General features: G+C 67.8%; 23 protein-coding genes. 17 read left to right on the top strand and 6 right to left on the bottom strand.

What is annotated here, in order from left to right:
* The first annotated feature begins 24 nt into the window (after nt 1–24).
* The 5 genes from dop to AB431_RS14645 all read left to right on the top strand — a co-directional run bounded on the left by dop (nt 25) and on the right by AB431_RS14645 (nt 4,450).
* Nucleotides 25–1,533 carry a depupylase/deamidase Dop gene (dop, locus tag AB431_RS14625; RefSeq protein ID WP_047330534.1) on the top strand — a complete coding sequence of 503 codons (1,509 nt, stop codon included), beginning with the start codon at nt 25–27 and terminating at the stop codon, nt 1,531–1,533.
* A 105-nt stretch (nt 1,534–1,638) separates the two neighbouring features.
* Entirely contained in the window at nt 1,639–1,833 is a 195-nt protein-coding gene (locus tag AB431_RS14630) for a ubiquitin-like protein Pup (RefSeq protein WP_047333431.1), read from the top strand.
* Nucleotides 1,830–2,708 (top strand): proteasome subunit beta, encoded by an 879-nt coding sequence (prcB, locus tag AB431_RS14635; RefSeq protein WP_047330535.1) that lies wholly within the window; start codon nt 1,830–1,832, stop codon nt 2,706–2,708. Before AB431_RS14630 ends, prcB begins: the two co-directional genes overlap by 4 nt.
* On the top strand, nt 2,709–3,473 hold the full coding sequence (gene prcA, locus AB431_RS14640; protein ID WP_047330536.1) for a proteasome subunit alpha: 765 nt from the start codon (nt 2,709–2,711) through the stop codon (nt 3,471–3,473).
* Nucleotides 3,470–4,450 (top strand): NAD-dependent epimerase/dehydratase family protein, encoded by a 981-nt coding sequence (locus tag AB431_RS14645; RefSeq protein WP_047330537.1) that lies wholly within the window; start codon nt 3,470–3,472, stop codon nt 4,448–4,450. The genes prcA and AB431_RS14645 overlap by 4 nt, the downstream gene beginning before the upstream one ends.
* Here AB431_RS14645 and AB431_RS14650 read toward each other — a convergent pair.
* Both AB431_RS14650 and AB431_RS14655 read right to left on the bottom strand, forming a co-directional pair.
* On the bottom strand, nt 4,447–6,159 hold the full coding sequence (locus tag AB431_RS14650) for an alpha/beta hydrolase (RefSeq protein WP_047330538.1): 1,713 nt from the start codon (nt 6,157–6,159) through the stop codon (nt 4,447–4,449). The two genes, AB431_RS14645 and AB431_RS14650, sit on opposite strands and share 4 nt — an antisense overlap.
* Nucleotides 6,156–6,428, bottom strand: coding sequence for a hypothetical protein (locus tag AB431_RS14655; protein ID WP_047330539.1), 273 nt, complete (start codon nt 6,426–6,428; stop codon nt 6,156–6,158). Before AB431_RS14655 ends, AB431_RS14650 begins: the two co-directional genes overlap by 4 nt.
* Nucleotides 6,429–6,544: 116 nt before the next feature.
* Here AB431_RS14655 and pafA point away from each other — a divergent pair, with 116 nt between their 5' ends.
* The 7 genes from pafA to AB431_RS14690 all read left to right on the top strand — a co-directional run bounded on the left by pafA (nt 6,545) and on the right by AB431_RS14690 (nt 14,837).
* Nucleotides 6,545–7,903 (top strand): Pup--protein ligase, encoded by a 1,359-nt coding sequence (gene pafA, locus AB431_RS14660; protein ID WP_144418262.1) that lies wholly within the window; start codon nt 6,545–6,547, stop codon nt 7,901–7,903.
* Nucleotides 7,904–7,951: 48 nt separating this feature from the next.
* On the top strand, nt 7,952–8,941 hold the full coding sequence (locus tag AB431_RS14665; RefSeq protein WP_047330541.1) for a YafY family protein: 990 nt from the start codon (nt 7,952–7,954) through the stop codon (nt 8,939–8,941).
* Entirely contained in the window at nt 8,938–9,909 is a 972-nt protein-coding gene (locus tag AB431_RS14670; protein WP_047330542.1) for a YafY family protein, read from the top strand. Before AB431_RS14665 ends, AB431_RS14670 begins: the two co-directional genes overlap by 4 nt.
* A 65-nt stretch (nt 9,910–9,974) precedes the next feature.
* Nucleotides 9,975–10,238, top strand: a complete 264-nt coding sequence (gene tatA / locus AB431_RS14675) for a Sec-independent protein translocase subunit TatA (protein ID WP_047333432.1) — start codon at nt 9,975–9,977, stop codon at nt 10,236–10,238.
* A 45-nt stretch (nt 10,239–10,283) separates the two neighbouring features.
* Nucleotides 10,284–11,219, top strand: coding sequence for a twin-arginine translocase subunit TatC (gene tatC, locus AB431_RS14680; protein WP_082135679.1), 936 nt, complete (start codon nt 10,284–10,286; stop codon nt 11,217–11,219).
* Nucleotides 11,203–14,010 carry an RNA helicase gene (locus AB431_RS14685; protein WP_082135680.1) on the top strand — a complete coding sequence of 936 codons (2,808 nt, stop codon included), beginning with the start codon at nt 11,203–11,205 and terminating at the stop codon, nt 14,008–14,010. The genes tatC and AB431_RS14685 overlap by 17 nt, the downstream gene beginning before the upstream one ends.
* Before the next feature lie 56 nt (nt 14,011–14,066).
* Nucleotides 14,067–14,837 (top strand): DUF4333 domain-containing protein, encoded by a 771-nt coding sequence (locus AB431_RS14690; RefSeq protein ID WP_047330544.1) that lies wholly within the window; start codon nt 14,067–14,069, stop codon nt 14,835–14,837.
* Here AB431_RS14690 and AB431_RS14695 read toward each other — a convergent pair whose 3' ends face one another.
* Together AB431_RS14695 and AB431_RS14700 are read right to left on the bottom strand one after the other, a co-directional pair.
* A complete protein-coding gene (locus AB431_RS14695) occupies nt 14,838–15,794 on the bottom strand; it encodes a 5'-3' exonuclease (protein WP_047330545.1) in 957 nt (318 codons plus the stop codon). It abuts the gene before it with no gap.
* A complete protein-coding gene (locus tag AB431_RS14700) occupies nt 15,795–16,643 on the bottom strand; it encodes a hypothetical protein (RefSeq protein WP_047330546.1) in 849 nt (282 codons plus the stop codon).
* 35 nt (nt 16,644–16,678) lie between these two features.
* On the opposite strand from AB431_RS14700, the gene AB431_RS14705 reads away from it, so the two are divergent.
* Nucleotides 16,679–17,797, top strand: a complete 1,119-nt coding sequence (locus tag AB431_RS14705) for a Xaa-Pro peptidase family protein (protein WP_047330547.1) — start codon at nt 16,679–16,681, stop codon at nt 17,795–17,797.
* Here the strand turns inward: AB431_RS14705 and AB431_RS14710 are convergent.
* Nucleotides 17,794–18,207 (bottom strand): F420-dependent biliverdin reductase, encoded by a 414-nt coding sequence (locus tag AB431_RS14710; protein ID WP_047330548.1) that lies wholly within the window; start codon nt 18,205–18,207, stop codon nt 17,794–17,796. The genes AB431_RS14705 and AB431_RS14710 overlap by 4 nt on opposite strands.
* 36 nt (nt 18,208–18,243) lie before the next feature.
* Between AB431_RS14710 and AB431_RS14715 the strand changes: the two genes are divergently transcribed.
* From AB431_RS14715 to AB431_RS14730, 4 genes are read left to right on the top strand one after another with little or no spacing between them, the layout of a single operon-like run.
* Nucleotides 18,244–18,993, top strand: a complete 750-nt coding sequence (locus tag AB431_RS14715) for an SDR family NAD(P)-dependent oxidoreductase (RefSeq protein WP_047330549.1) — start codon at nt 18,244–18,246, stop codon at nt 18,991–18,993.
* The gene (locus AB431_RS14720) at nt 18,990–20,195 is read left to right on the top strand and encodes a bifunctional cobalt-precorrin-7 (C(5))-methyltransferase/cobalt-precorrin-6B (C(15))-methyltransferase (protein ID WP_047333434.1); all 1,206 of its coding nucleotides are present in this window, start codon (nt 18,990–18,992) and stop codon (nt 20,193–20,195) included. The genes AB431_RS14715 and AB431_RS14720 overlap by 4 nt, the downstream gene beginning before the upstream one ends.
* Complete coding sequence (gene cobM / locus AB431_RS14725; protein ID WP_047333435.1) at nt 20,192–20,947, top strand: precorrin-4 C(11)-methyltransferase; 756 nt, start codon at nt 20,192–20,194, stop codon at nt 20,945–20,947. Before AB431_RS14720 ends, cobM begins: the two co-directional genes overlap by 4 nt.
* Nucleotides 20,947–21,669, top strand: a complete 723-nt coding sequence (locus AB431_RS14730; RefSeq protein WP_047330550.1) for a cobalt-precorrin-6A reductase — start codon at nt 20,947–20,949, stop codon at nt 21,667–21,669. Before cobM ends, AB431_RS14730 begins: the two co-directional genes overlap by 1 nt.
* On the opposite strand, the gene AB431_RS14735 is transcribed toward AB431_RS14730, so the two are convergent.
* Nucleotides 21,666–23,006, bottom strand: coding sequence for an HNH endonuclease signature motif containing protein (locus AB431_RS14735; protein ID WP_047330551.1), 1,341 nt, complete (start codon nt 23,004–23,006; stop codon nt 21,666–21,668). The two genes, AB431_RS14730 and AB431_RS14735, sit on opposite strands and share 4 nt — an antisense overlap.
* Between the last annotated feature and the right edge of the window lie 18 nt (nt 23,007–23,024).

Consider the following 23,024-nt stretch of genomic DNA (forward strand, 5'->3'; position numbering starts at 1 on the left):
CGTGTGCCCCGTAGGCTGGCGCCCATGCAACGGATCATCGGGACCGAGGTCGAATACGGCATTTCTTCGCCGTCCGATCCGACCGCCAATCCGATCCTGACCTCCACGCAGGCGGTGCTGGCCTATGCCGCGGCCGCCGGGATCCAGCGGGCCAAGCGCACCCGCTGGGATTACGAGGTGGAGTCGCCGCTGCGGGACGCCCGCGGATTCGACCTCAGCCGCTCGTCAGGACCGCCGCCGATCGTCGACGCCGACGAGGTCGGCGCGGCGAACATGATCCTCACCAACGGTGCCCGGCTCTACGTCGACCACGCGCACCCGGAGTACTCGGCGCCCGAGGTCACGGACCCGATGGACGCTGTGATCTGGGACAAGGCCGGCGAACGCGTCATGGAGGCGGCGGCGCGGCATGTGGCCAGCGTGCCCGGTGCGGCCAAGCTGCAGCTGTACAAGAACAACGTCGACGGCAAGGGTGCGTCCTACGGGTCGCACGAGAACTACCTGATGAGCCGTCAGACGCCGTTCTCGGCGGTCATCTCGGGCCTGACGCCGTTCATGGTGTCGCGCCAGGTCGTGACGGGTTCCGGCCGTGTCGGCATCGGCCCGTCCGGCGACGACCCGGGCTTTCAGCTCTCTCAGCGCGCCGACTACATCGAGGTCGAGGTCGGCCTCGAAACCACCCTCAAACGCGGCATCATCAACACCCGCGACGAGCCGCACGCCGACGCCGACAAGTACCGCCGCCTGCACGTGATCATCGGCGATGCGAATCTCGCCGAGACGTCGACCTATCTCAAGGTGGGCACGACGTCACTGGTCCTGGACTTGATCGAGGAAGGCCCCAAATTCGGCCTCGACCTGTCGGATCTGGCCCTGGCGCGCCCGGTGCACGCCGTCCACGTGATCAGCCGGGACCCATCGCTGCGGGCCACGGTGGCACTCGCCGACGGCCGGGAACTGACTGCACTGGCCATCCAGCGCATCTACCTGGACCGGGTGGCCAAGCTGGTGGACGCCCGCGACCCCGACCCCAGTGCCTCGAAGGTCGTCGAAACCTGGGCGCACATCCTTGACCTGCTCGAACGCGACCCGATGGAATGCGCCGAGCTGCTGGACTGGCCGGCCAAGCTGCGCCTCCTGGAAGGCTTCCGGCAGCGGGAGAACCTCGGCTGGTCGGCGCCGCGACTGCATCTGGTCGACTTGCAGTACTCCGACGTCCGGCTCGACAAGGGTCTGTACAACCGGTTGGTGGCTCGCGGATCGATGAAACGTCTGGTCACCGAGCAACAGGTGATCGACGCCGTCGACAACCCGCCGACCGACACCCGGGCGTACTTCCGCGGCGAGTGCCTGCGCCGCTTCGGTGCCGACATCGCCGCGGCCAGTTGGGACTCGGTGATCTTCGATCTGGGCGGTGATTCGCTGGTGCGGATTCCGACGCTGGAACCGCTGCGCGGCAGCAAGGCTCATGTGGGCGCGCTGCTCGATTCGGTCGACAGCGCAGTGCAACTCGTGGAACAACTGACGACCTGACGTTCGTTAGAGGGAGCAATACCGGTCTCGACCGGTAGTGTGGAAGAACCGGCGGCCCGTGCCGAATGGCACGACACAGTCGCCGATCACGAGCAGGAGGCAGCGATGGCTCAAGAGCAGACCAAGCGTGGCGGCGGTGGCGGCGAGGATGACGACCTCGGCGGCGCCGGAGCCGGCGGGCAAGAGCGTCGCGACAAGCTCGCTGAGGAGACCGACGATCTGCTGGACGAGATCGATGACGTCCTGGAAGAGAATGCTGAGGACTTCGTGCGCGCATACGTCCAAAAGGGCGGACAGTGACCTGGCCGTTCACTGATCGCCTGGCCACCAGTTCACCCCTGACCGATCTGTCTTCGTTCTCTGATCACCTGCGGCGCGAAGCTCCGCACCTGTTGCCCACCAGCACCGGTGCAAGCGCTGCGCTGCCCGGTGACGCACTGCCGCACGGCACCACGATCGTCGCCCTGAAATACCCCGGTGGCGTCCTGATCGCCGGCGATCGCCGTGCCACGCAGGGCAATATGATCGCCAGCCGCGACGTGCAGAAGGTGTACATCACCGACGACTACACCGCGACCGGCATCGCGGGTACCGCGGCCATCGCCGTCGAATTCGCCCGCCTCTACGCAGTCGAGTTGGAGCACTACGAAAAGGTCGAGGGCGTCCCGCTGACCTTTCCCGGCAAGGTGAACCGGCTCTCGACCATGGTGCGCGGCAATCTCGGTGCGGCACTGCAGGGATTCGTCGCGCTGCCGCTGCTGGTGGGGTACGACCTCGACGCCGCGGACCCCGAAGCGGCCGGACGAATCGTGTCGTTCGATGCCGCCGGCGGCTGGAACATCGAAGACGAGGGCTACCACTCGGTCGGTTCTGGTTCACTGTTCGCCAAGTCATCGATCAAGAAGCTCTATCCCGCTGTCACCGACGCGGATTCGGCGTTGCGGGCGGCCGTCGAGGCGCTCTACGACGCCGCTGATGACGACTCGGCGACCGGCGGTCCGGACCTCGTGCGCGGCATCTTCCCGACCGCCGTCACCATCGGGGCTGAGGGCGCCGCCGAGGTGACCGAGCAGCGCATCTCGGCGCTCGCTCGTGAAGTCATCGAAAACCGTTCCAGAACAAATACATTCGGACCCGGCAAGGGGCCCAGCAACGAAGCACCACGGGTGGACTAAGTGAGCTTCCCATATTTCATTTCGCCTGAGCAGGCGATGCGTGAGCGTTCCGAGCTCGCGCGCAAGGGTATTGCCCGCGGGCGCAGCGTGGTCGTACTCGCCTATGACTCCGGTGTGCTGTTCGTCGCGGAGAACCCGTCGCGCTCACTGCAGAAGATCAGCGAGCTCTACGACCGGGTCGGCTTTGCGGCTGTCGGCCGGTTCAACGAGTTCGACAATCTGCGCCGCGGTGGCATCCAGTTTGCCGACACGCGCGGGTATGCCTACGACCGTCGCGACGTGACCGGGCGCCAGCTCGCCAATGTCTACGCGCAGACTCTCGGGACCATCTTCACCGAACAGGCCAAGCCCTATGAGGTGGAGCTGTGTGTAGCCGAGGTAGCCCACTACGGCGAGACGAAAGCCCCTGAGCTGTATCGGATCACCTACGACGGCTCGATCGCCGACGAACCGCATTTCGTCGTCATGGGCGGCACCACCGATCCGATCATCACCGCGCTCAAGGAGTCCTACTCCGAGAACGCCGCGCTCGGTGACGCGGTCGGTATCGCCGTCGCGGCGTTGCGGGCCGGTATCAACGGCGCGAGTGGAAGCGGAAGCGGCACCGCGTCGGCCGAGCCGCGGGTACTCGGGCCCGCCACGCTCGAGGTGGCCATCCTGGACGCCAAGCGACCACGACGAGCGTTCCGGCGGATCACCGGCTCGGCGCTGGAAGCCTTGCTGCCCAAGACCGAGGACGCGCCCGCCGCGGAGGAAAACTCCTGACGCAGCTCGTCATCGGCGCCAGCGGGTTCCTCGGCTCCCATGTGACGCGCCAGCTGGTGGCCAGTGGTGCAAACGTGCGGGTGATGCTGCGCAAGACCAGCTCGACGAAGGCGATCGACGATCTCGAGGTCGAACGGCACTACGGCGACGTCTTCGACGACGACGCCCTGCGCGCGGCGATGAGCGGTTGCGACGTCGTGTACTACTGCGTGGTCGATGCACGGATGTGGCTGCGTGATCCGGCGCCGTTGTTCCGGACGAATGTCGAGGGATTACAACACGTGCTGGACGCCGCGGTCGAGGCTGGCCTCGAGAAGTTCGTGTTCACCAGTACCACCGGCACTTTGGCCGTCAGCGACAGCGGGCCGGTCACCGAGGACGATCCGCAGAACTGGACCGGTGGCGGTCCCTACATCGAAACGCGGATTCAGGCCGAGGATCTGGTGCTGCGCTATGCCCGTGACAAAGGGCTGGCCGCAGTTGCGATGTGCATCTCCACCACCTACGGCCCCGGCGACTGGCAGCCCACGCCGCACGGGTCGCTCATCGCTCAGGTCGCTGCGGGTCGTTTCCCGTTCTACCTCGACTTCTCCTCGGAGGTCGTCGGGATCGAAGATGCCGCGCGCGCAATGCTTCTCGCGGCCGAGCGCGGCCGACCGGGGGAGCGTTACATCGTCTCAGACCGGTACCTCAGCTCCCGCGAGGTGCACGAGATCGCCGCCAGCGCTGTCGGAGCGCCGCGTCCTCGCATCAAGATTACGATGCCCGTGCTGTACGCCGCCGCCCACGCCAACGACTTCGCATCGAAGCTGTTGCGCCGCGACCTGCCGTTCGCTGTGGTGGGATTGCGGATGGCGCAACTGATGTCACCGCTGGACCACGGTAAGGCCGAACGTGAATTGGGCTGGCGGCCCGAGCCGGTCGAGGAGTCGATCCGCAAGGCCGCCCGGTTCTTCGTCGGGCAGGCACGCGGCTAGCCCGCGACCCGAATGTGCTCGCGATCGCCGGTGATGACCGCGAGAATATTGCGCCAGGCGTCGGACGGCTCGTTCAGCACGTCACTGTGCGACGACAGGCCGCCCATCGGACCGCCGGTGAGGCGGCGACCGGCGGCCAGCGGAATGACCCCCGGTAGCCGGTCGGGGTCCGCGCCGTGCGGACCGAGCGGGATGCCCTGCACCAGACCGATCGGGTCGGCGGGTGCGGTGATGGAGAACCGTAGGACGTCGCGATTCCGGTTGTGCCAGTCCGACGGATCGCGAACGCCCACACCGGCGCCCGCGGCCTCGACATAGATGACCCGGTCGGCCGTCAGGCCGAAAGTTTCTGCTGTACCCAGGATCGACCCGCCGTAGGAGTGGCCGATGTAGGTCACCGGCATCGAGCCGGCCCGCCGTTCGACGTCTTCGCTGAACGCCACCAGGCGCGGCGCCATTCGCAGGGCGTAACGGGGATCGGCGGCGTCGGCCACCCCTGCGGCCAGTTGACCGGTCGGGAAAGGCCCCCCGAGGTAGGTGATCATCGCGACGTCCCCGTTGGCTCCGGCGACGAAGCGACGGGCGGTCGCCACGTCGTCGGCCGCTCGGTCGAAGGTGGTGTTGAGCCCGGGCACCAGCACCCCAAGGGCGCGCGCGTGGCTCAGGTCGCCCGACAACTCGATGAACGACTGCCGCTGCGGGTCGAACCCGAGGATCTGGCGCGACACCCGGCGCTCGCGGTTCAGGGGATCGGGAACGTCGCCGAGCAGGCTTTCGTAGTAGCTGATGCGAGCCCGCGCATCGTGGTCGTACGCGGCGACGGCCGCGGCCCGCAGCGCCGAATCGGCGTGCAATGTCGCCCAAAGGCGTTCGGCGTCAGCCGCTTCCAAAGTTGGCGCGACCGCGGCGCGCAACTTGACGTCGTCGGGCACTTCGATGCCGCGGAGCTCGTCGAGGATCGCGTTGGCGATGTTGATGCGATTGGCTGCAACGCGCATCTCCCACGGGACACCATCGGTGTTGCCCACCTCGAGGGGCTTGCCTTCGACCAGCCGACGGCGCTCGGAGTCGGACATCGCCGCGACCGAGGCGGCGATGCTGTCCTGACTCATGTGCGGCCAGTCGCCGACCGGACTGCCGGTGACTCCGGCGGGACGAACCGGTGCCGGACCCGCGGTCGCGGTCTCGAAGGCGGCGCCGATCGCCCTGGCCGCTTCGGCATCGGCCGCGCCGAGCGCCGACAACGCGCCCTGCAGGAGGCGGGTCAGCTCGGCTGCCCGCACGTCGAGCATCTCCCGGGCGGCCGAAACGGCGCCACCGCTGCAGGCCACCAGCAGGGCCGACGGTGTCGACGGCGGACCCACCGTGCCGTCGTCGCTGACCTGACACCCTTCGTCGCGGGCGTCGGCTACCACCGCCAGGACTCGATCGCGTCCGCGGGTGAGGACGTCCGCGGCGTCCCGAGCCTCGGCCGCGGCCAGAATCAGGGCGCGACACACCCCGCGCAGTTCCGTGACTGTCGGGCCGAGCGCCGCACGGGCCGTGCCGGCGGCCGTACCGGTGAACACGCCGACGCTGCCCGCCACCGCGTCGTCAATCGCGTCTGCCCGCGCCTGCAGCCGGCCTGCGGCGTCGTCCCAGTCACCGGCCAATTCGAGCAATGCGTGCGGTCGCCAGGTGAGCACCTGCGAAACGCCCGGACCGCTCACGGCTGTTGCAGCTGCTCGGCGGTGACGTCGTCGGCGGCACCGAGTTCTGACACCGACCGGCGCACCGAGCAAACCCAATCCCGCAACGTCGTCTCGAGTCGGTGCACGTCAGCAGTGACGCGTGCCGGTTCACCCGAATTGCCCAGCGCAGAACCGGGCAACCCGTCGATGTCGCGAATCGCAACCGCCGCGAGCTCGCCCGCGGCGTGCGTCAGCCGGTCCAGCAGCACCCCCAGGGCTGCGGGATCGACGACGATGCGCTCAGGCACGGCTCATGCTGACATGTCCCGCGCCAGCGGTTTTTCCGCCATCCACAGGGATTTCGAACGTGTTTCGCCCCCTGCTTGCCCACCACTGGTGCAACGCAACCAGTAGGCTCGGTGTCGTGCAGCGGAGAATCATGGGCATCGAAACCGAATTCGGTGTCACCTGCACGTTCCACGGCCATCGTCGGCTCAGTCCCGACGAGGTCGCCCGGTACCTGTTCCGCCGGGTGGTGTCGTGGGGCCGCAGCTCGAACGTGTTCCTGCGCAACGGCGCGCGCCTGTACCTCGATGTGGGAAGCCACCCGGAGTACGCGACCGCCGAGTGCGACAACCTGACGCAGCTCGTCACTCACGACCGCGCCGGTGAACGGGTGCTGGAGGACCTGCTCATCGACGCCGAACAGCGGCTGGCCGACGAAGGCATCGGCGGGGACATCTACCTGTTCAAGAACAACACCGATTCGGCCGGAAACTCCTACGGCTGCCACGAGAACTACCTGATCGTGCGCGCCGGCGAGTTCTCCCGGATCTCCGACGTGCTGCTGCCGTTCCTGGTCACCCGCCAGCTGATCTGCGGTGCGGGCAAGGTGTTGCAGACGCCCAAGGCCGCGACGTTCTGCCTGTCCCAGCGCGCCGAGCACATCTGGGAAGGGGTGTCCAGCGCGACCACCCGTTCCCGCCCGATCATCAACACCCGCGACGAGCCGCATGCCGACGCCGAGAAGTACCGCAGGCTGCACGTGATCGTCGGCGACTCCAACATGTGCGAGGCAACGACCATGCTCAAGGTCGGCACCGCCTCGCTGGTGCTGGAGATGATCGAAGCCGGTGTGGCGTTCCGCGACTTCTCGCTGGACAACCCCATCCGCGCCATCCGCGAGGTCAGCCACGACCTCACCGGCCGCCGACCCGTTCGGTTGGCCGGCGGTCGCCAGGCCAGCGCGCTGGATATCCAGCGCGAGTACTTCGCCCGCGCGGTGGAGTACCTGCAGACCCGCGAACCCAACACCCAGATCGACCAGGTTGTCGACCTGTGGGGCCGCCAGCTCGACGCCGTCGAGAGCCAGGACTTCGCCAAGGTGGACACCGAGATCGACTGGGTGATCAAGCGCAAGCTGTTCCAGCGCTACCAGGACCGTTACAGCATGGAACTGTCCGACCCGAAGATCAGCCAGCTCGACCTCGCCTACCACGACATCAAGCGCGGCCGCGGGGTGTTCGACCTGCTGCAGCGCAAGGGTTTGGCGACCCGGATCACCACCGACGAAGAGATCGAGGCCGCCGTCGACACGCCCCCGCAGACGACGCGGGCCAAGCTGCGCGGCGAGTTCATCAGCGCCGCCCAGGAGGCCGGCCGCGATTTCACCGTCGACTGGGTGCATCTGAAGCTCAACGACCAAGCGCAGCGCACGGTGCTGTGCAAGGACCCGTTCCGCTCGGTCGACGAGCGGGTGAAGCGGCTCATCGCGAGCATGTGACGAGCGCGCCGCGCGAGCGGCGCGCGCATCCCGGCTAAGGTTTTCCGAGTGGCGACATCCAAAGTCGAGCGGTTGATGAACCTCGTCATCGCGCTGCTGTCCACGCACGGCTACATCACCGCGGATCGCATCCGGGCCAGCGTCGCCGGCTACGCCGACAGCCCCAGCGATGAGGCGTTTTCTCGGATGTTCGAGCGCGACAAGAACGAGCTGCGCGATCTGGGCATCCCGCTGGAGACCGGACGGGTGTCGTCGTTCGACCCCACCGAGGGTTACCGGATCAACCGAGACGCGTACGCATTGCCCGACATCGAACTCACCGACGAGGAGGCGGGCGCGGTCGCGATCGCCACCCAGTTGTGGGAATCGCCGGAGCTGATCACCGCGACCCAGGGCGCGCTGCTGAAGTTACGGGCCGCAGGCGTCGACGTCGATCCCGATGCCGCCGTCGCGATCACCACCGCGTCGGGTCCGCCCGGTCTGCGTGGATCGGAGGATGTGCTGGGAAACCTGTTGTCGGCCATCGATTCCGGTCAGCCGGTGCAATTCCGGCACCGGTCGCTGCCCACCGATCCCTACACCGTGCGCACGGTGGAACCGTGGGGGGTCATCACCGACCGGGGTCGCTGGTATCTGGTTGGGCACGATCGGGATCGCAACGCCACCAGAACATTTCGGCTTTCGCGTATCGGCGCCGACATCAAAACCGTCGGCGCGCCGGGATCGGTCACCCGGCCGGACGGCGTCGACCTGAGAGCGATCGTCGACCGGGCGATCGGGGAGGCGCCCAGTGGGGTGCAGGCATCGGTGTGGGTGGCCGACGGGAAAGCAATGTCGTTACGCCGCAACGGTAAATCGACGGGTACCCGCATCATCGGTGGGCGCCCCGGTGAGGTGATCGAGCTCGACATCGGCACCCGCGACCGGCTCGCCCGCGAGGTCGCCGGATACGGGGCCGACGCGCTGGTCCTGGAACCGGCCGCGTTGCGCGACGACGTGATGCAGCGGTTGCAGGCCCAAGCGAGGGTGCAAGCATGACTCCCGTTTCGACGCGCCTGGTGCGGCTGCTGAACATGGTGCCGTACCTCAAGGCCAACCCGAGCATCACCTACGACGAAGCCGCCGCCGACCTCGGCGTGACCCGCAAGCAGCTTCAGCAGGACCTCGATCAGCTCTGGATGTGTGGCTTGCCGGGTTATGGGCCCGGCGACCTGATCGACTTCGAGTTCTCCGGGGACTCGATCAAAGTGACGTTCTCCGCCGGGATGGACGAGCCGCTGCGGTTGACCTCGCCGGAGGCAACCGGGCTCCTGGTCGCCCTGCGGGCGCTGATCGACATTCCCGGCGTCGTCGATCCACAGGCCGCGCTGTCCGCGATCGCCAAGATCGAGTCGGCGGCGGGCACCGTCGGCCACGACCACACCCATGCCGTTACCGCGGTGGAGGAACGAGCGCCCATCGAGAGCGACACCGCCGCCGCGGTGCGCGCGGCGGTGCGCGACGGACGCGCGCTGAACATCGAGTACTACTCGGCCTCCCGGGACACCCTGACCAGCCGCGTCGTGGACCCGATCCGGGTGGTTCTGGTCGGCGATCACAGCTATCTGCACGCCTGGGCGCGCGACGCCGACGGCGTCCGGTTGTTCCGGTTGGACCGGATCGTGGAGGCGACGGTTCTCGACCAGGCCGCGATCCCACCCGAGCCGGCCGTGCAGGCACCGCCGGATACCTCGTTGTTCGACGCCGACCCGGCGCTGCCCGCCGCGACATTGCTGCTGGCCCCGACCGCCTCGTGGATGCTGGAGTACTACCCGATGCGCATCCTCGAGGAGCTGCCCGACGGGTATCGCAAGGCCACGATGACCTATGCCTCCGAGGAGTGGATGTGCCGGGTGCTGCTCGGATTCGGCGCCGAGGTCCGGGTATTGGGGCCTGACTCGCTGCTGACCCGGGTGCGCGATAGCGCGGCCGCAGCGTTGGCCGCGTATGCCGACCTCGACGGCTGACCTGCATAGCGGCTTGTCATGGGGCCGGTGCGGTAGCATCGAGACAACTCCTGGAGGTGACCAAATTGGGTGCTCTACAACCGTGGCACTGGCTGATTCTCATCGCGGTGGTCGTGCTGCTCTTCGGTTCGAAGAGGTTGCCTGATGCCGCCCGCTCGCTGGGCAAGTCGATGCGCATCTTCAAATCAGAGGTCAAAGAGCTGCAGAACGAGCACAAGACGGACACTCCCGTCACGCCCGCCCAGCCGCCCACCCAGGTGCAGTCCGAGCGCGTCGAGGCTCCGGTGACCCCACCGGTGCAGGGCCACACCGACGCGAAACCGGCCTGAACCGACGACGCAGGGGCGTCCACACGCCCGTAGTCAGCCGCTGCCGTGCGCACTCCTAAATTCCTGACGCGGCTGGACCCTCGACAACGCCGCAGCCGGGTCAACCCGGACGGGACGATGTCCCTCGTCGACCACATCCGGGAACTGCGGACCCGTTTGTTGATCGCGATGGGCGCTGTCGCGTTGACCACCATCGTCGGTTTCCTCTGGTACAGCCATGGGCTTTTCGGCCTGGAGAGCCTCGGCGAATGGCTGCGGGAGCCGTACTGCTCGCTACCGCAGTCGGCGCGCGCCGATATCAGCGCCGACGGCGGTTGCCGTCTGCTGGCGACCGCGCCGTTCGACCAGTTCATGCTGCGGCTCAAGGTGGGGCTGACCGCCGGAATCGTGCTGGCCTGCCCGGTGTGGCTCTACCAGCTGTGGGCGTTCATCACCCCGGGCCTGTACCGCAACGAGCGCCGCTTCGCATCGGTGTTCGTCTTCTTCGCGGCGCTGCTGTTCGTCGCCGGCACGGTGCTGGCGTACTTCGTCCTGTCGAAGGCGCTGCACTTTCTGCTCACCGTCGGCAGCGATGTCCAGGTGACCGCGCTCTCCGGCGACCAGTACTTCGGGTTCCTGATCAACCTGCTGCTGATCTTCGGCGTCAGCTTCGAGTTCCCGCTGCTGATCATGATGCTGAATCTGATCGGGGTGCTCCCGTACGCGAAGCTCAAATCGTGGCGGCGCGGATTGATCTTCGGCGTGTTCGTGTTTGCCGCCTTCGCCACACCCGGCTCGGATCCGTTCTCCATGCTGGCGCTGGGCCTGGCGCTCACGCTGCTGCTGGAGTTCGCCATCCAGGCCGCCCGGCTGCACGACCGGCGCAAGGCCAAGCGCGAGGCACTGGCCGAGATTCCCGACGAGCAGGCCGCACCCATCGAGGCGCCGGAGCCGGTGACTGCACCGGCGACGTATGCGGCACAGCATGACGACATCACCTGAGGCCGGCGGGCAGGAGCGCAGCGACCCGGGGAATGAGGCCGGCGGGCTGGAGCAGTTCACCGAGCTGCTGACGTTCCGGCTTGATCCGTTCCAGGTCCAGGCGTGTGAGGCGCTGGAGCGCGGCCACGGTGTTCTGGTGTGCGCCCCGACCGGCGCGGGCAAGACGGTGGTCGGTGAGTTCGCAGTGCACCTGGCGTTGAAGGCCGGCCGAAAGTGCTTCTACACCACACCGATCAAGGCGTTGAGCAACCAGAAGCACAACGACTTGGTGCGCCGTTACGGCGCGGAGAACATCGGTCTGCTCACCGGCGACCAGTCGGTCAACGGCGACGCCCCGGTGGTGGTGATGACCACCGAAGTGCTGCGCAACATGCTGTACGCCGGATCTGATGCGCTGCAAGGGCTTTCGCATGTCGTGATGGACGAGGTGCACTTCTTGGCCGACCGGATGCGGGGCGCGGTGTGGGAGGAGGTGATCCTGCATCTGCCCGACGACGTACGTCTGGTCAGCCTGTCGGCCACAGTCAGCAACGCCGAGGAATTCGGCGGCTGGATCCAGACCGTACGTGGCGACACCACCGTCGTCGTCGACGAGCACCGGCCGGTTCCGTTGTGGCAGCACGTGTTGGTGGGCAAGCGGCTCTTCGACCTATTCGATTACGACCGGGAAGGCAAGCAGCACCTCGTCGATCCGGAGCTGATGCGCCACATCGCGCACCGACGTGAGGCCGAACGTCTTTCCGACTGGGAGCCGCGCCGGCGCGGACCCGGGCGTCAGGGCGGCCGGTCGAGCCTGTACCGCCCGCCGTCGCGCCCCGACGTGATCGGCTCGCTCGACCGCGAAGGCCTGCTGCCGGCGATCACGTTCATCTTCTCCCGCGCCGGCTGCGACGCCGCGGTCAAGCAGTGCCTGCGCAGCTCGCTGCGGTTGACCAACGACGAGGACCGGGTGCGGATCGCGGAGGTGATCGACCGGCGCTGCGGCGATCTGGCCGACGCCGACCTGGCGGTGCTGGAGTACTACGAGTGGCGCGAGGGCCTGCTGCGCGGGCTGGCCGCCCACCATGCCGGCATGTTGCCGGTCTTCCGGCACACCGTCGAGGAGCTGTTCACCGCCGGGCTGGTCAAGGCGGTGTTCGCCACCGAGACACTGGCGCTGGGCATCAACATGCCGGCCCGCACCGTCGTGCTGGAGAAGTTGGTGAAGTTCAACGGCGAACAGCACATGCCGCTGACGCCGGGGGAGTACACCCAGCTGACCGGCCGCGCGGGGCGGCGCGGCATCGACATCGAGGGCCACGCCGTCGTGCTGTGGCACCCGGATGTTGAACCCGCCGAGGTCGCCGGGCTGGCGTCGACCCGAACCTTTCCGCTGCGCAGCTCGTTCGCGCCGTCGTACAACATGACGATCAACCTGGTGAACCAGATGGGGCCGGAGCAGGCTCACCAACTGCTGGAGCGGTCGTTCGCGCAATTCCAGGCCGACCGATCCGTCGTGGGTCTGGTCCGTGGTGTCGAACGCGGCGAGAAGATGCTCGACGACATCGCCGATGAGCTGGGCTGGGACCGCCGCAAGCAGCCGGAAACCGAGCCGGCGATTCTGGACTACGTGCGCCTGCGCGCCAAGATCAGCGAGCGGGAGCGGGCGCAGTCGCGGGCCTCGCGATTGCAGCGCAGGCAAGCGACCACCGATGCGCTGGCGGCACTGCGGCGCGGCGACATCATCAACATCACCCAGGGGCGTCGCGGTGGGCTGGCCGTCGTACTGGAGGCGGCAAACGAATCGTCCGATCCGCGCCCCCTGGTGTTGACCGAAAACCGTTGGGCGGGAAGGGTGTCCTCTGCCGACTTCGCCGGGGTCGCGGCAGCGCTCGGGTCGATGACACTGCCCAAGCGGGTCGAGCACCGGCAACCGCGGGTCCGTCGCGACCTCGCGTCGGCGCTGCTGTCGGCGGCGTCCGGGTTGCACGTGCCGTCGGCCCGGAAACGCCGGGGCGACGCCGAGGAGTCATCCGACATCGACCCGGAGTTGCTGGCGTTGCGTGAGTCGATGCGCAGGCATTCCGCGCACGGAATGGCCGACCGGGAAGCGAAAGTCCGTGTCGGCGAGCGCTTCCTACGGGTCGAACGCGACAACGATCAGATTCGCAAGAAGGTCAGCGCGGCAACCAATTCGCTGGCCCGTACCTTCGACCGGATCGTCGGTCTGCTGACCGAGCGCGGGTTCATCGCCGTGGGCGAGGACGGCCAGCCGGGCGTGACGGCCGACGGCCGGCTGCTGGCGCGCATCTACAACGAAAGTGATCTGCTGGTCGCCGAATGTCTGCGCAAGGGTGTCTGGAAAGGACTCGCGCCGGCCGAGCTGGCCGCTGCGCTGTCGGCGGTGGTGTTCGAAGCCCGCGGCAGCGACGGCCCCACGCCGTCTCATGCGGTCGAAATGCCGACCGCGAACGTCCGGCGCGCACTGGTCGAGATGCGCCGGATGTCGGGACAGTTGCGAGCCGACGAGAATCGCCACCGGATCAGCCCGACGCGCGAGCCGGACGAGGGGTTCGTCGCCGCCATGTACCGCTGGGCCACCACCGGTGACCTGACGGCCGCGCTGGACGCCTCCGATGTCGCCGGCGCCGGCACCCCGCTGCCGGCGGGAGACTTCGTCCGGTGGTGCCGCCAAGTGCTCGACCTGCTCGACCAAGTCCGAAACGCGGGGCCGGAAGCGGGGCTGCGGAAGACCGCGAAACGCGCCATCGACGACATTCGGCGCGGCGTCGTCGCTGTTGATGGCGGGTAGGGTGATGCAAACGCTACGGTGGGGACGGCGAATCGCTACCAGATCAAGGAGAGACGATGAGCGGACCGCAGGGATCAGAACCTAATCCCTGGCAGGCTCAGCCCGCGCAGGGTCAGGATCAGCCTGCCCCCGGCTCCGAGCAGCAGCCCGGCGGCGGCGAGACCCCGGCCTGGCAGCAGCCGTCCGGCGAGCCGCCGGCTTGGCAACCGCCCGCCTACACCCCGCAGCAGTACCCGCAGTACGGCCAGCAGCCGGGACAGCAATATCCCCAGCAGCCGTACCAGCCCCCGACCGAATACAACCCGGGCGCCTACGGGCAGCCGGGTCAGCCGCAGCAGTACCCGCAGTACGGCCAGCCGCAGTACGGCCAATACCCGCAGACCGGTCAGTACCCCCAGCAGCCGGGCCAGTATCCGCAGCAGCCGGGTGACCCCAACCAGCCCGGGCAGTACGCGCCCTACCCGCAGCTCGGCGGGGAAGATGCCGCCAAGAAGTCATCGGCCGTGCTGTTCACCGTCATCGGAGTGCTGGCCGCGCTCGTCGTTGCCGTCGTCCTGGTACTGGGCTTCTGGAAGCCCGGCTTCTTCGTGACCACCAAGCTCGACATCGGTAAGGCTCAGCAGGGCGTGCAGAACATCCTGACCGACGAGACCAACGGCTACGGCGCCAAGAACGTCAAGGACGTCAAGTGCAACAACGGTCAGAACCCCACGGTCAAGAAGGGTGACACGTTCACCTGCGAGGTGAGCATCGACGGCACCAAGCGCCAGGTGACGGTGACGTTCCAGGACGACAAGGGCACCTACGAGGTCGGCCGGCCGAAATAATCAGTCGGGCAGGGCGTCGAGCGCTTTCTGCAGACGGCCGATCGACGAGCCGACGCCGTATGCCTGCGCCAGCTTGGCGACGCGCGTCGGGTCGGCGGCGGCCAGCGGTAGCCGGTCGTCGTCGGTAGAGAATTCCACCGGGGCGTCGCGGGCCACCAAGACCACCGGTCCGGCGGCCTCGATGTAATCGGTCGCCGCCAGCAACTTGCTGCGAAAAGCCTTGGACAGCTTCGATTTCGGATCGTGCGCGGCCGCGAGGATGCTTTCGAGCGAACCGTACTGCGACAACAGCGTGGCCGCCGTCTTCTCCCCGACACCCGGCACGCCGGGTAGGCCGTCGGATGGATCACCGCGCAGTAGAGCCAGTTCCGCGTAGGCGGTGCCCGCGCGATGCACGGGCACGCCGTACTTGTCGGCCACCTCGGCCGGCCCGAACGTCGTCGCGTTGGACAGTCCCCGGCCCAGATAGAGCACCCGCACGGCGACCGGCTCGTCGCCCACCAACTGCAGCAGGTCGCGATCACCGCTGACAACCACCACGGGATCACGCTCTTCGGCGGTGGCCAGGGTTCCCAGCACGTCGTCGGCCTCGTAGCCCACGGCCCCCGCGGTGGCGATCCCGAATGCGTCGAGCAGCTCCATGATCATGTCGACCTGGTGGCTCAGCTCGTCGGGTACCTCTTCGGAATCTGTTTCGCCGCTTGGCTTTTCTTCGGCAACCCGGTGCGCCTTGTACGACGGGATCGCATCGACCCGGAACTGCGGGCGCCAGTCCAGATCCAGGCAGACCACCAGGCGGGACGGGCGTTCCCGGGTGATCAGCGTCGCGACACTGTCCAGGAAGCCTCGCACGGCATTGACCTGCCTGCCGTCGGGCGCCGTGATCGAGGAGGGGACGCCGAAGAACGACCGAAACCACATGCTGGCGCCGTCGAGCAGCAACACCGGTGCAGACATCTACCGCCCCGCCGTGAACAGGTACGAACCGGTTGTGATCGCCTTGTCGCCGGCGCCCTCGTCATGCAGCGTGACCCGTACCGCGATCGTGGCGTTCGGTCCGCGGAATGACTCGGTGTCGGCCCGGAACGGCCCGGCCTTGCCGCGCGCCAGAAACATCACGTGTGAACTCATTCCCTGCAGGTGGTCGGTTCCAACCACGGCAGCCGCAGCGTCCAGCGCTGCCGTCTCCAACAGCACGAACTGCGGCCCGACATGCAGTGCGGCGTCCGGGGACGCCACCTCAACCGAGAGCTCCGGCATGGCCCACGCGCCGTCGGGCCGTCGGGTGGCGCCGAACACCTGCCACAGCGGCGGCAGGTCGGGGGAGTCGACCACCTCGATCGGGTTGAGCTCCATCTTTCCCAGGCCCTCGGGCGGGACGCCGATGCTCACACCCTGACCCTCGTTGAGCGCGAGTACGCGAGAGGGGTTGTCGGCGTCGACGATTCGCGATCGGCTGTACGCCATCTGCCTGCCGCGCTTGAGGTCCTCGGACTGGATCTCGATGCGCCGCACATCATGGCCGGGGTCGACCACCTGGATGGAGTGGATCACCGGGTTGGGCACCGCTTCGAGGTCGGAGACCAGCCCGCTGTCGGGGGAGACGATGCCCAGCACCGCCAGGAACAGTCCGCCGGAGGGGTTGCGCATGTCGTGGCGGATCGTCACGGTGTCCTGCGCGCCGACGTCCATCGACGAATGACTGCGGCCGAGGTAGCGGTAGCTGAGCAGCCCACCCCAGCGTCGGTTGAGCTCGGCGGCATAGGCCGCGGGATCGTCGGCGAGCTCACGGATGTCGCGCAGCATCGCGTCATCGTATGCCTCCGGCTAGCCTGGCTGGCATGGCTAGCCGATTCAGCAGCGATGTCTATTCCCGCCGGCTCTCCGCTGCCGCAGCCGCAGCATCCGACGCCGGGGTGAGCGGGCTGGTGATCACTCCCGGATACGACCTGCGCTACCTCGTCGGCTCCGCCGCCCAGACCTTTGAGCGGCTGACGGCATTGGTGGTGCCTGCGACCGGCGCGCCGACTGTGGTGGTGCCGCGCCTGGAGCTGGCCTCGCTCAAGGAATCCGCGATCCTCGAACTCGGTTTGAACGTCCAGGATTGGGTGGACGGCGACGATCCGTACGCGTTGGTGGCCGCCGCCCTCGGCGGGCACGCCCGGATCGCGGTGACCGACTCGATGCCCGCCCTGCACCTGCTGCCGTTGGCCGAACGGCTCGGCGCGGTGCCGGTGCTCGCCACCGACGTGTTGCGATCGCTGCGGATGATCAAGGACCCGGCCGAGATCGACGCACTGCGCAAGGCCGGCGCCGCGATCGACCGCGTGCACGCGCGGGTGCCCGATTTCCTGGTGCCCGGCCGCACCGAAGCCGACGTCGCCGGTGATATCGCCGAAGCCATTGTGGCCGAAGGTCATTCAGAGGTGGCGTTCATCATCGTCGGGTCCGGACCACACGGCGCCGACCCGCACCACGAACACTCCGATCGGGTTCTGCAGGCCGGGGACATCGTCGTCGTCGACATCGGTGGTCCGTACGCGCCGGGCTACAACTCCGACTGCACCCGCACCTACAGCCTCGGTGAACCGAGCGCCGAGATCGCCGAACAATACGCGGTGCTGCAGCGCGCGCAGGCCGCCGCCGTCGAGTTCGTGCGCCCCGGTGTGACGGCCGAGCAGGTGGACGCCGCCGCCCGCGACGTCCTCGCCGAAGCCGGGCTGGCCGAGTACTTCGTCCACCGCACCGGGCACGGCATCGGGCTGTCGGTGCACGAGGAGCCCTACATCGTGGCAGGCAACGACCTGCCGCTGACCGAAGGCATGGCGTTCTCGGTGGAGCCGGGCATCTACTTCCCGGGCCGCTGGGGCGCGCGCATCGAGGACATCGTGATCGTCACGGCCGACGGCGCGGAGGCGGTCAACACCGGCCCGCACGAACTGACCGTGGTGCCGGTCTAGGTCTTGGTGTGGTCCAGAAGACTCGAGGAGCCGAGCACCCGCGTGATGTGCACTTCGATGACGACGCGTTTGGGATTGGCGCGCGGCGTGCGGTAGCGCTGGGCGTAGCGAAGCTCGGCGTCGCGGACCGCGGCCGGGTCCCGGTTGACGCTGGCCTGGCCCTCCAGCGACAGCCACCGGGCGCCGTCGACCTGGGACAGTACGCCGACGCCGGAACGCTCGGCGTTGATCGCCTTCTGTGAGCCGTCGCTGGTGATGACCCGGGCGATGTGGGTCTTCGGATCGAATGTGAAGCCGACGGCCACCACGTGCGGTGAATTATCGGCGCGCAGGGTGGTCAGCATCGCAAGGTGGCGTTCGGTGAGGAATGCCAGCGCATCGCTGGTCAGCCGGGTCGTTGAGTTCGCCATCAGGGTCCACGCTAGCGCAGTGAATAATCTCGAGGTGTGAGTGACACGGGGGCCGGTCCGGTCGTGATTTTCGGGGGCCGCAGCGAGATCGGCGTCGAGCTCGCCAAGCGGTTGGCGGCGGGGGCCACCGTGATACTGGCCGCACGACGTGCCGATGAGCTGGACGAGCAGGTCAGCGCGCTGCAGACCGCGGGTGCGGCGGCCGTGCACACCGTCGAATTCGACGCTGACGACGTGTCGGCGCATGGCCCGCTGGTGGAAAAGCTGGTGGTTGAGCACGGCCCGATCGGCACGGCGGTACTGGCGTTCGGGATTCTGGGCGATCAGGCGCGCGCCGAAGCGGATCCGGTTCACGCCGTCGCGGTCGTGCAGACCGACTACGTGGCGCAGGTCAGCCTGCTGACTCACCTGTGTGCCGCGATGCGTGCGGCGGACCGGGGCGCGCTGGTCGTGTTCTCCTCGATTGCCGGCGTGCGCGGGCGCCGGGCGAACTACGTCTACGGTTCGGCCAAGGCCGGGCTGGACGCCTTCGCATCCGGCCTGGCCGATGCGCTGCACGGCACCGGGGTGCGACTGCTACTCGTGCGGCCCGGGTTCGTCATCGGCCGGATGACGGAGGGGATGGATCCTGCACCGATGTCCAGCACGCCGGTGAAGGTGGCCGACGCGACGGCTCGTGCACTGCGCAAGGGGCGCAGCGAAGTGTGGGTGCCGGGGCCACTTCGCCTGCTGGCGTTCGCCTTTCGGATGGCGCCTAGGTTCGTGTGGCGGAGGATGCCCCGATGATCACTGTGGTCGGGATCGGCGCCGACGGCATGGCCGGACTGGCGCCGGCGTCCAGTGCCGAATTGCGCAGGGCCCCCGTGATTTACGGGGCGAAGCGTCAGCTCGATCTGCTCGACGAGTCGGTCACCGCGGAGCGCCGGGAGTGGGGTAAGCCATTTCTGCAGGCGTTGTGTGCGATCCGCGACTTCGACGGTGACGTACACGTGGTGGCCAGTGGAGACCCGATGCTGCACGGTGTCGGCGCCTCGCTGATCCGGGTCTGCGGCGCCGACCGCGTGCGGGTGTTGCCGCACGTGTCGAGCGTCGCCCTGGCCTGTGCGCGGCTCGGCTGGTCAGTGCAGGACACCGAGGTGATCAGCCTGATGACCGCGGGAGTCCACAGCGCTGTCCGTCGCGGTGGTCAGGCGATCGTCCTGTGCCGAGACGGTTTTGAGCCGGGCGTACTTGCGACCGTGCTCGCCGATGCGGGGCTGGGCGACTCGCAGATGACAGTGCTGGAACAGCTCGGCGGCCCCGCCGAACGTCGGCGCGTCGGCGTCGCGCAGGACTGGGCCGCCACACCGCCCGACGGTGTCGACGACTTGAACGTGGTCGCCATCCGCTATCTGCCCGACGAGCGGCTGCTGTCGGTGCTGCCCGACGATGCGTTGGCCCACGACGGGCAGCTCACCAAACAGTCGATGCGCGCGGTGACATTGGCGGCGTTGGCGCCGCGCCCCGGTGAGCTGCTGTGGGATGTCGGCGCGGGCTCGGGAAGTATAGCGGTCGAATGGTGTCGCGCCGGATCGGATTGCACCGCAGTAGCATTCGAACGTGACGAGCAGCGACGTAGCCGGATAGCGATGAACGCCCTGAGGTTCGGGGCGAACATCGAAGTGCGCGGCGCGGCGCCCGAGGCGTTCGCCGACGCCGAACTGACCGACGGCGGCGTCACCGGCGTCCAGACGCCGGCCGCGATCTTCATCGGTGGCGGCCTGACCGCACCCGGCCTGCTGGATGCGTGCCTGCAGCGACTGCCCAGCGGTGGCCGGCTGGTTGCAAACACGGTGACGGTCGAGTCTGAAGCTGTTCTCCTGCAATACTATTCGAAGCTCGGTGGTCGGTTGCGACGCTTCCAGCACTATCGTGGCGAGGCGGTCGGCGGCTTTACCGGCTGGCGGCCCGCTATGCCGGTCACACAATGGGCGGTGCGCAAGCCGTGACCGTTTACTTCATCGGCGCCGGGCCTGGTGCCGCCGACCTGATCACCGTGCGTGGGCAGCGACTGCTGCAACAGTGCCCGGTGTGCCTCTATGCCGGGTCGATCATGCCCGAGGATCTGTTGGCATGGTGCCCCGTGAACGCGAAGGTCGTCGACACCGGTCCGCTGACCCTCGAACAGATCATCGCCGAGCTGACCGACGCCGATGCCGCCGGACTCGATGTGGCGCGGCTGCACTCCGGTGACCCCGCGATCTATAGCGCGCTCGCCGAGCAGTGCCGCCGACTCGACGCCCTCGGCATCGCCTACGAGATCGTGCCTGGCGTGCCGGCATTCGCGGCCGCCGCGGCGGCGCTCGGCCGGGAGCTCACCGTGCCCGGGGTGGCGCAGACCGTGACGCTGAGCCGGGTGTCCACTCTGTCTACCGCGATGCCGGACGGCGAAGATCTGATCACTCTGAGCAAGCCCGGCGCGACGCTGGTGTTGCACCTGGCCGCACACCGGATCGACGTGATCGTGCCGCAACTGCTCGACGGTGGCTACCGCAACGACACCCCGGTTGCTGTCGTCGCCTTCGCCAGCTGGCCGAAGGAGACCGTACTGCGCGGCACGCTGGCCGACATCGCCGAGAAGATGCACGACGCGCAGATCACCAAGACCGCGGTGATCATCGTCGGCGATGTCCTTGCCGCCGAAGGGTTCACCGACAGCTACCTGTATTCCTCGGGCCGCAGTCGCGGCAGCAGACACTGATGCGCATCCTGCTGCTCGGGGGCACAGGGGAGGCGAGGGCGCTCGCCGCGCGGCTACACCCGGAATACGACATCGTCAGCTCGCTGGCCGGCCGGGTGCCGGATCCGGCGCTGCCGGTCGGGCCGGTCCGCATTGGTGGATTCGGCGGGATCGACGGTCTGCGCCGATGGCTGCGCGACGATGACATCGATGCTGTCGTCGACGCCACGCACCCGTTCGCGTCCACCATGACCGCACACGCCGCGCAGGTGTGCACCGAATTGGGGATGCCGTATCTGGTGCTGTCCCGTCCGGCCTGGGATCCGGCCGGTGCGATCCGGGTCAGCTCCGATGTCGACGCCGCGCAAGTCATTGCCGACCAGCACTATTCGCGGGTGTTCCTGACCACCGGCCGCTCCGGAGTGAGACCGTTCACCGACAGCAATGCCTGGTTCTTGATCCGGGTGGTGACCCCGCCCGCCGCCGACGTGCTGCCCCGCAATCACGAGGTGCTGCTGTCCCGCGGGCCCTACGGTTACGACGACGAGTTCGCGCTGTTGCGGGACAACAAGATTGACGTGCTGGTGACCAAGAACAGCGGGGGAGCGCTCACCGAGGCCAAACTTCACGCCGCGAAGGACCTCGGCGTCGCGATCGTGATGATCGACCGGCCACCACTGCCGGCTGGGGTGACCGCGGTGGGCACGGTAGAGGAAGCAGCGACCTGGGTTGCTGGCCTCTAGCAGAGGAGTTCTTCGGGGTGATGGTAGTAGTTCACCCGAGATTGCCCCCGGTCGAGGTGCGGTGGCGGAATCCATGCGGTCTTGTTGTCTTGCCTGCGCTTTCGGGTGGTCCACCCGGCTGGGCCGTCGTTGACCATACGGTTGTCGCATCCGCAGGCCAGAGTGAGCTCGTTGATGTCGGTTCGGCCGCCATGGGCGAAGTCGCGAGCCGCATGGTGGACTTGGGTGTGGTAGGCCGACGCCGTGCAATCGGGCTTGGTGCAGCCTTTGTCGATCGCATAGAGCGCGAGGCGCTGACCTGGGCTTGCGGTGCGGCGCGCGCGCCCGTAGTAAAGCTTGATCTCTCTTGGTGATTCGAACACGGTCAGGTAGGGGTGGGCGCGGGCGGCCATCCGGATCACCGTCGGCATGGGCAGGTAGGTGCCGCCGCCGGTGTGGGCCAGCCCGGCGGCGGACGTCAGCTGCTCGAGGGTGGTGGTGACGACGATGGTGACGGGCAGCCCGTTGTGCTGACCGAGCTGTCCGGAGGAGAGCATGGCCATGCACACCGTCTTGAGTGCATCGTGAGCGCGCTGTCCGGACGAGCGCGAATCGTTCTGGATCTGATCACGACTGGGAGTGCCATCCACGCAGGGTGATTCGTCGTCTGCGTTGCAGTAGCCGGGGGCGGCGAGTTTCGCGAGGATGGCGTCCCATGCCGCCCGCAGTTCGGGATCTATCCACCCTGACACCTTGCTCATACCGTCGACCTGTTGTGCCCCAACCTTTAGGCCGCGCTTGCGGGCCTGGTCGCGTTCGTCGTCGAGATCGCCGTCCTGGTTGATCATGGCCATCAGCTGATTGGCTAGTTTTCGCAGACCTTCTGGGCTGAGCCCGCCGGCCAGTCCGGCCAGTTGAGCTTCTGCGTGCTCGCGGGTTCCGATATCGACGGACGCGGGCAAGTGGTCCATAAATGACCGGATCACTGCCACATGGTCGGTGCCGATCTCGCCGCGCGCTTGGGCGGACGCTGTCGCGGGCAGTGCCGGTGGAAGAGCTTCTCCGGTCAGCGATTGCCGCGGTCCCAGCTCGGCGGCGTCACTCAGTCGTCGGGCGGCGTCGGCCCCGGTGATGGCGAGTCGGTTCGTGAGTACGGCTCGCCAGGACTTGGCGCCCAGATCGACAGGCGTGGTCTGCGATTGCAGCTGTGTCAGGACGCTGTGCTCGACCGCGGGCAGTAACCGGCGCAGCCGCTCTATACGTTCGAGCACGGACAGCAGTTCGGGAGCAGTCATGGCGTCCGCAGGAAGTGCCGCAATCTTGTCCCAGGCGGTCAGTACATCGTCCAGCACTTCCATCACAATTCGAACAGTAGT

The organism is Mycobacterium sp. EPa45, assembly GCF_001021385.1.
In the GTDB taxonomy this organism is placed as follows: domain Bacteria; phylum Actinomycetota; class Actinomycetes; order Mycobacteriales; family Mycobacteriaceae; genus Mycobacterium.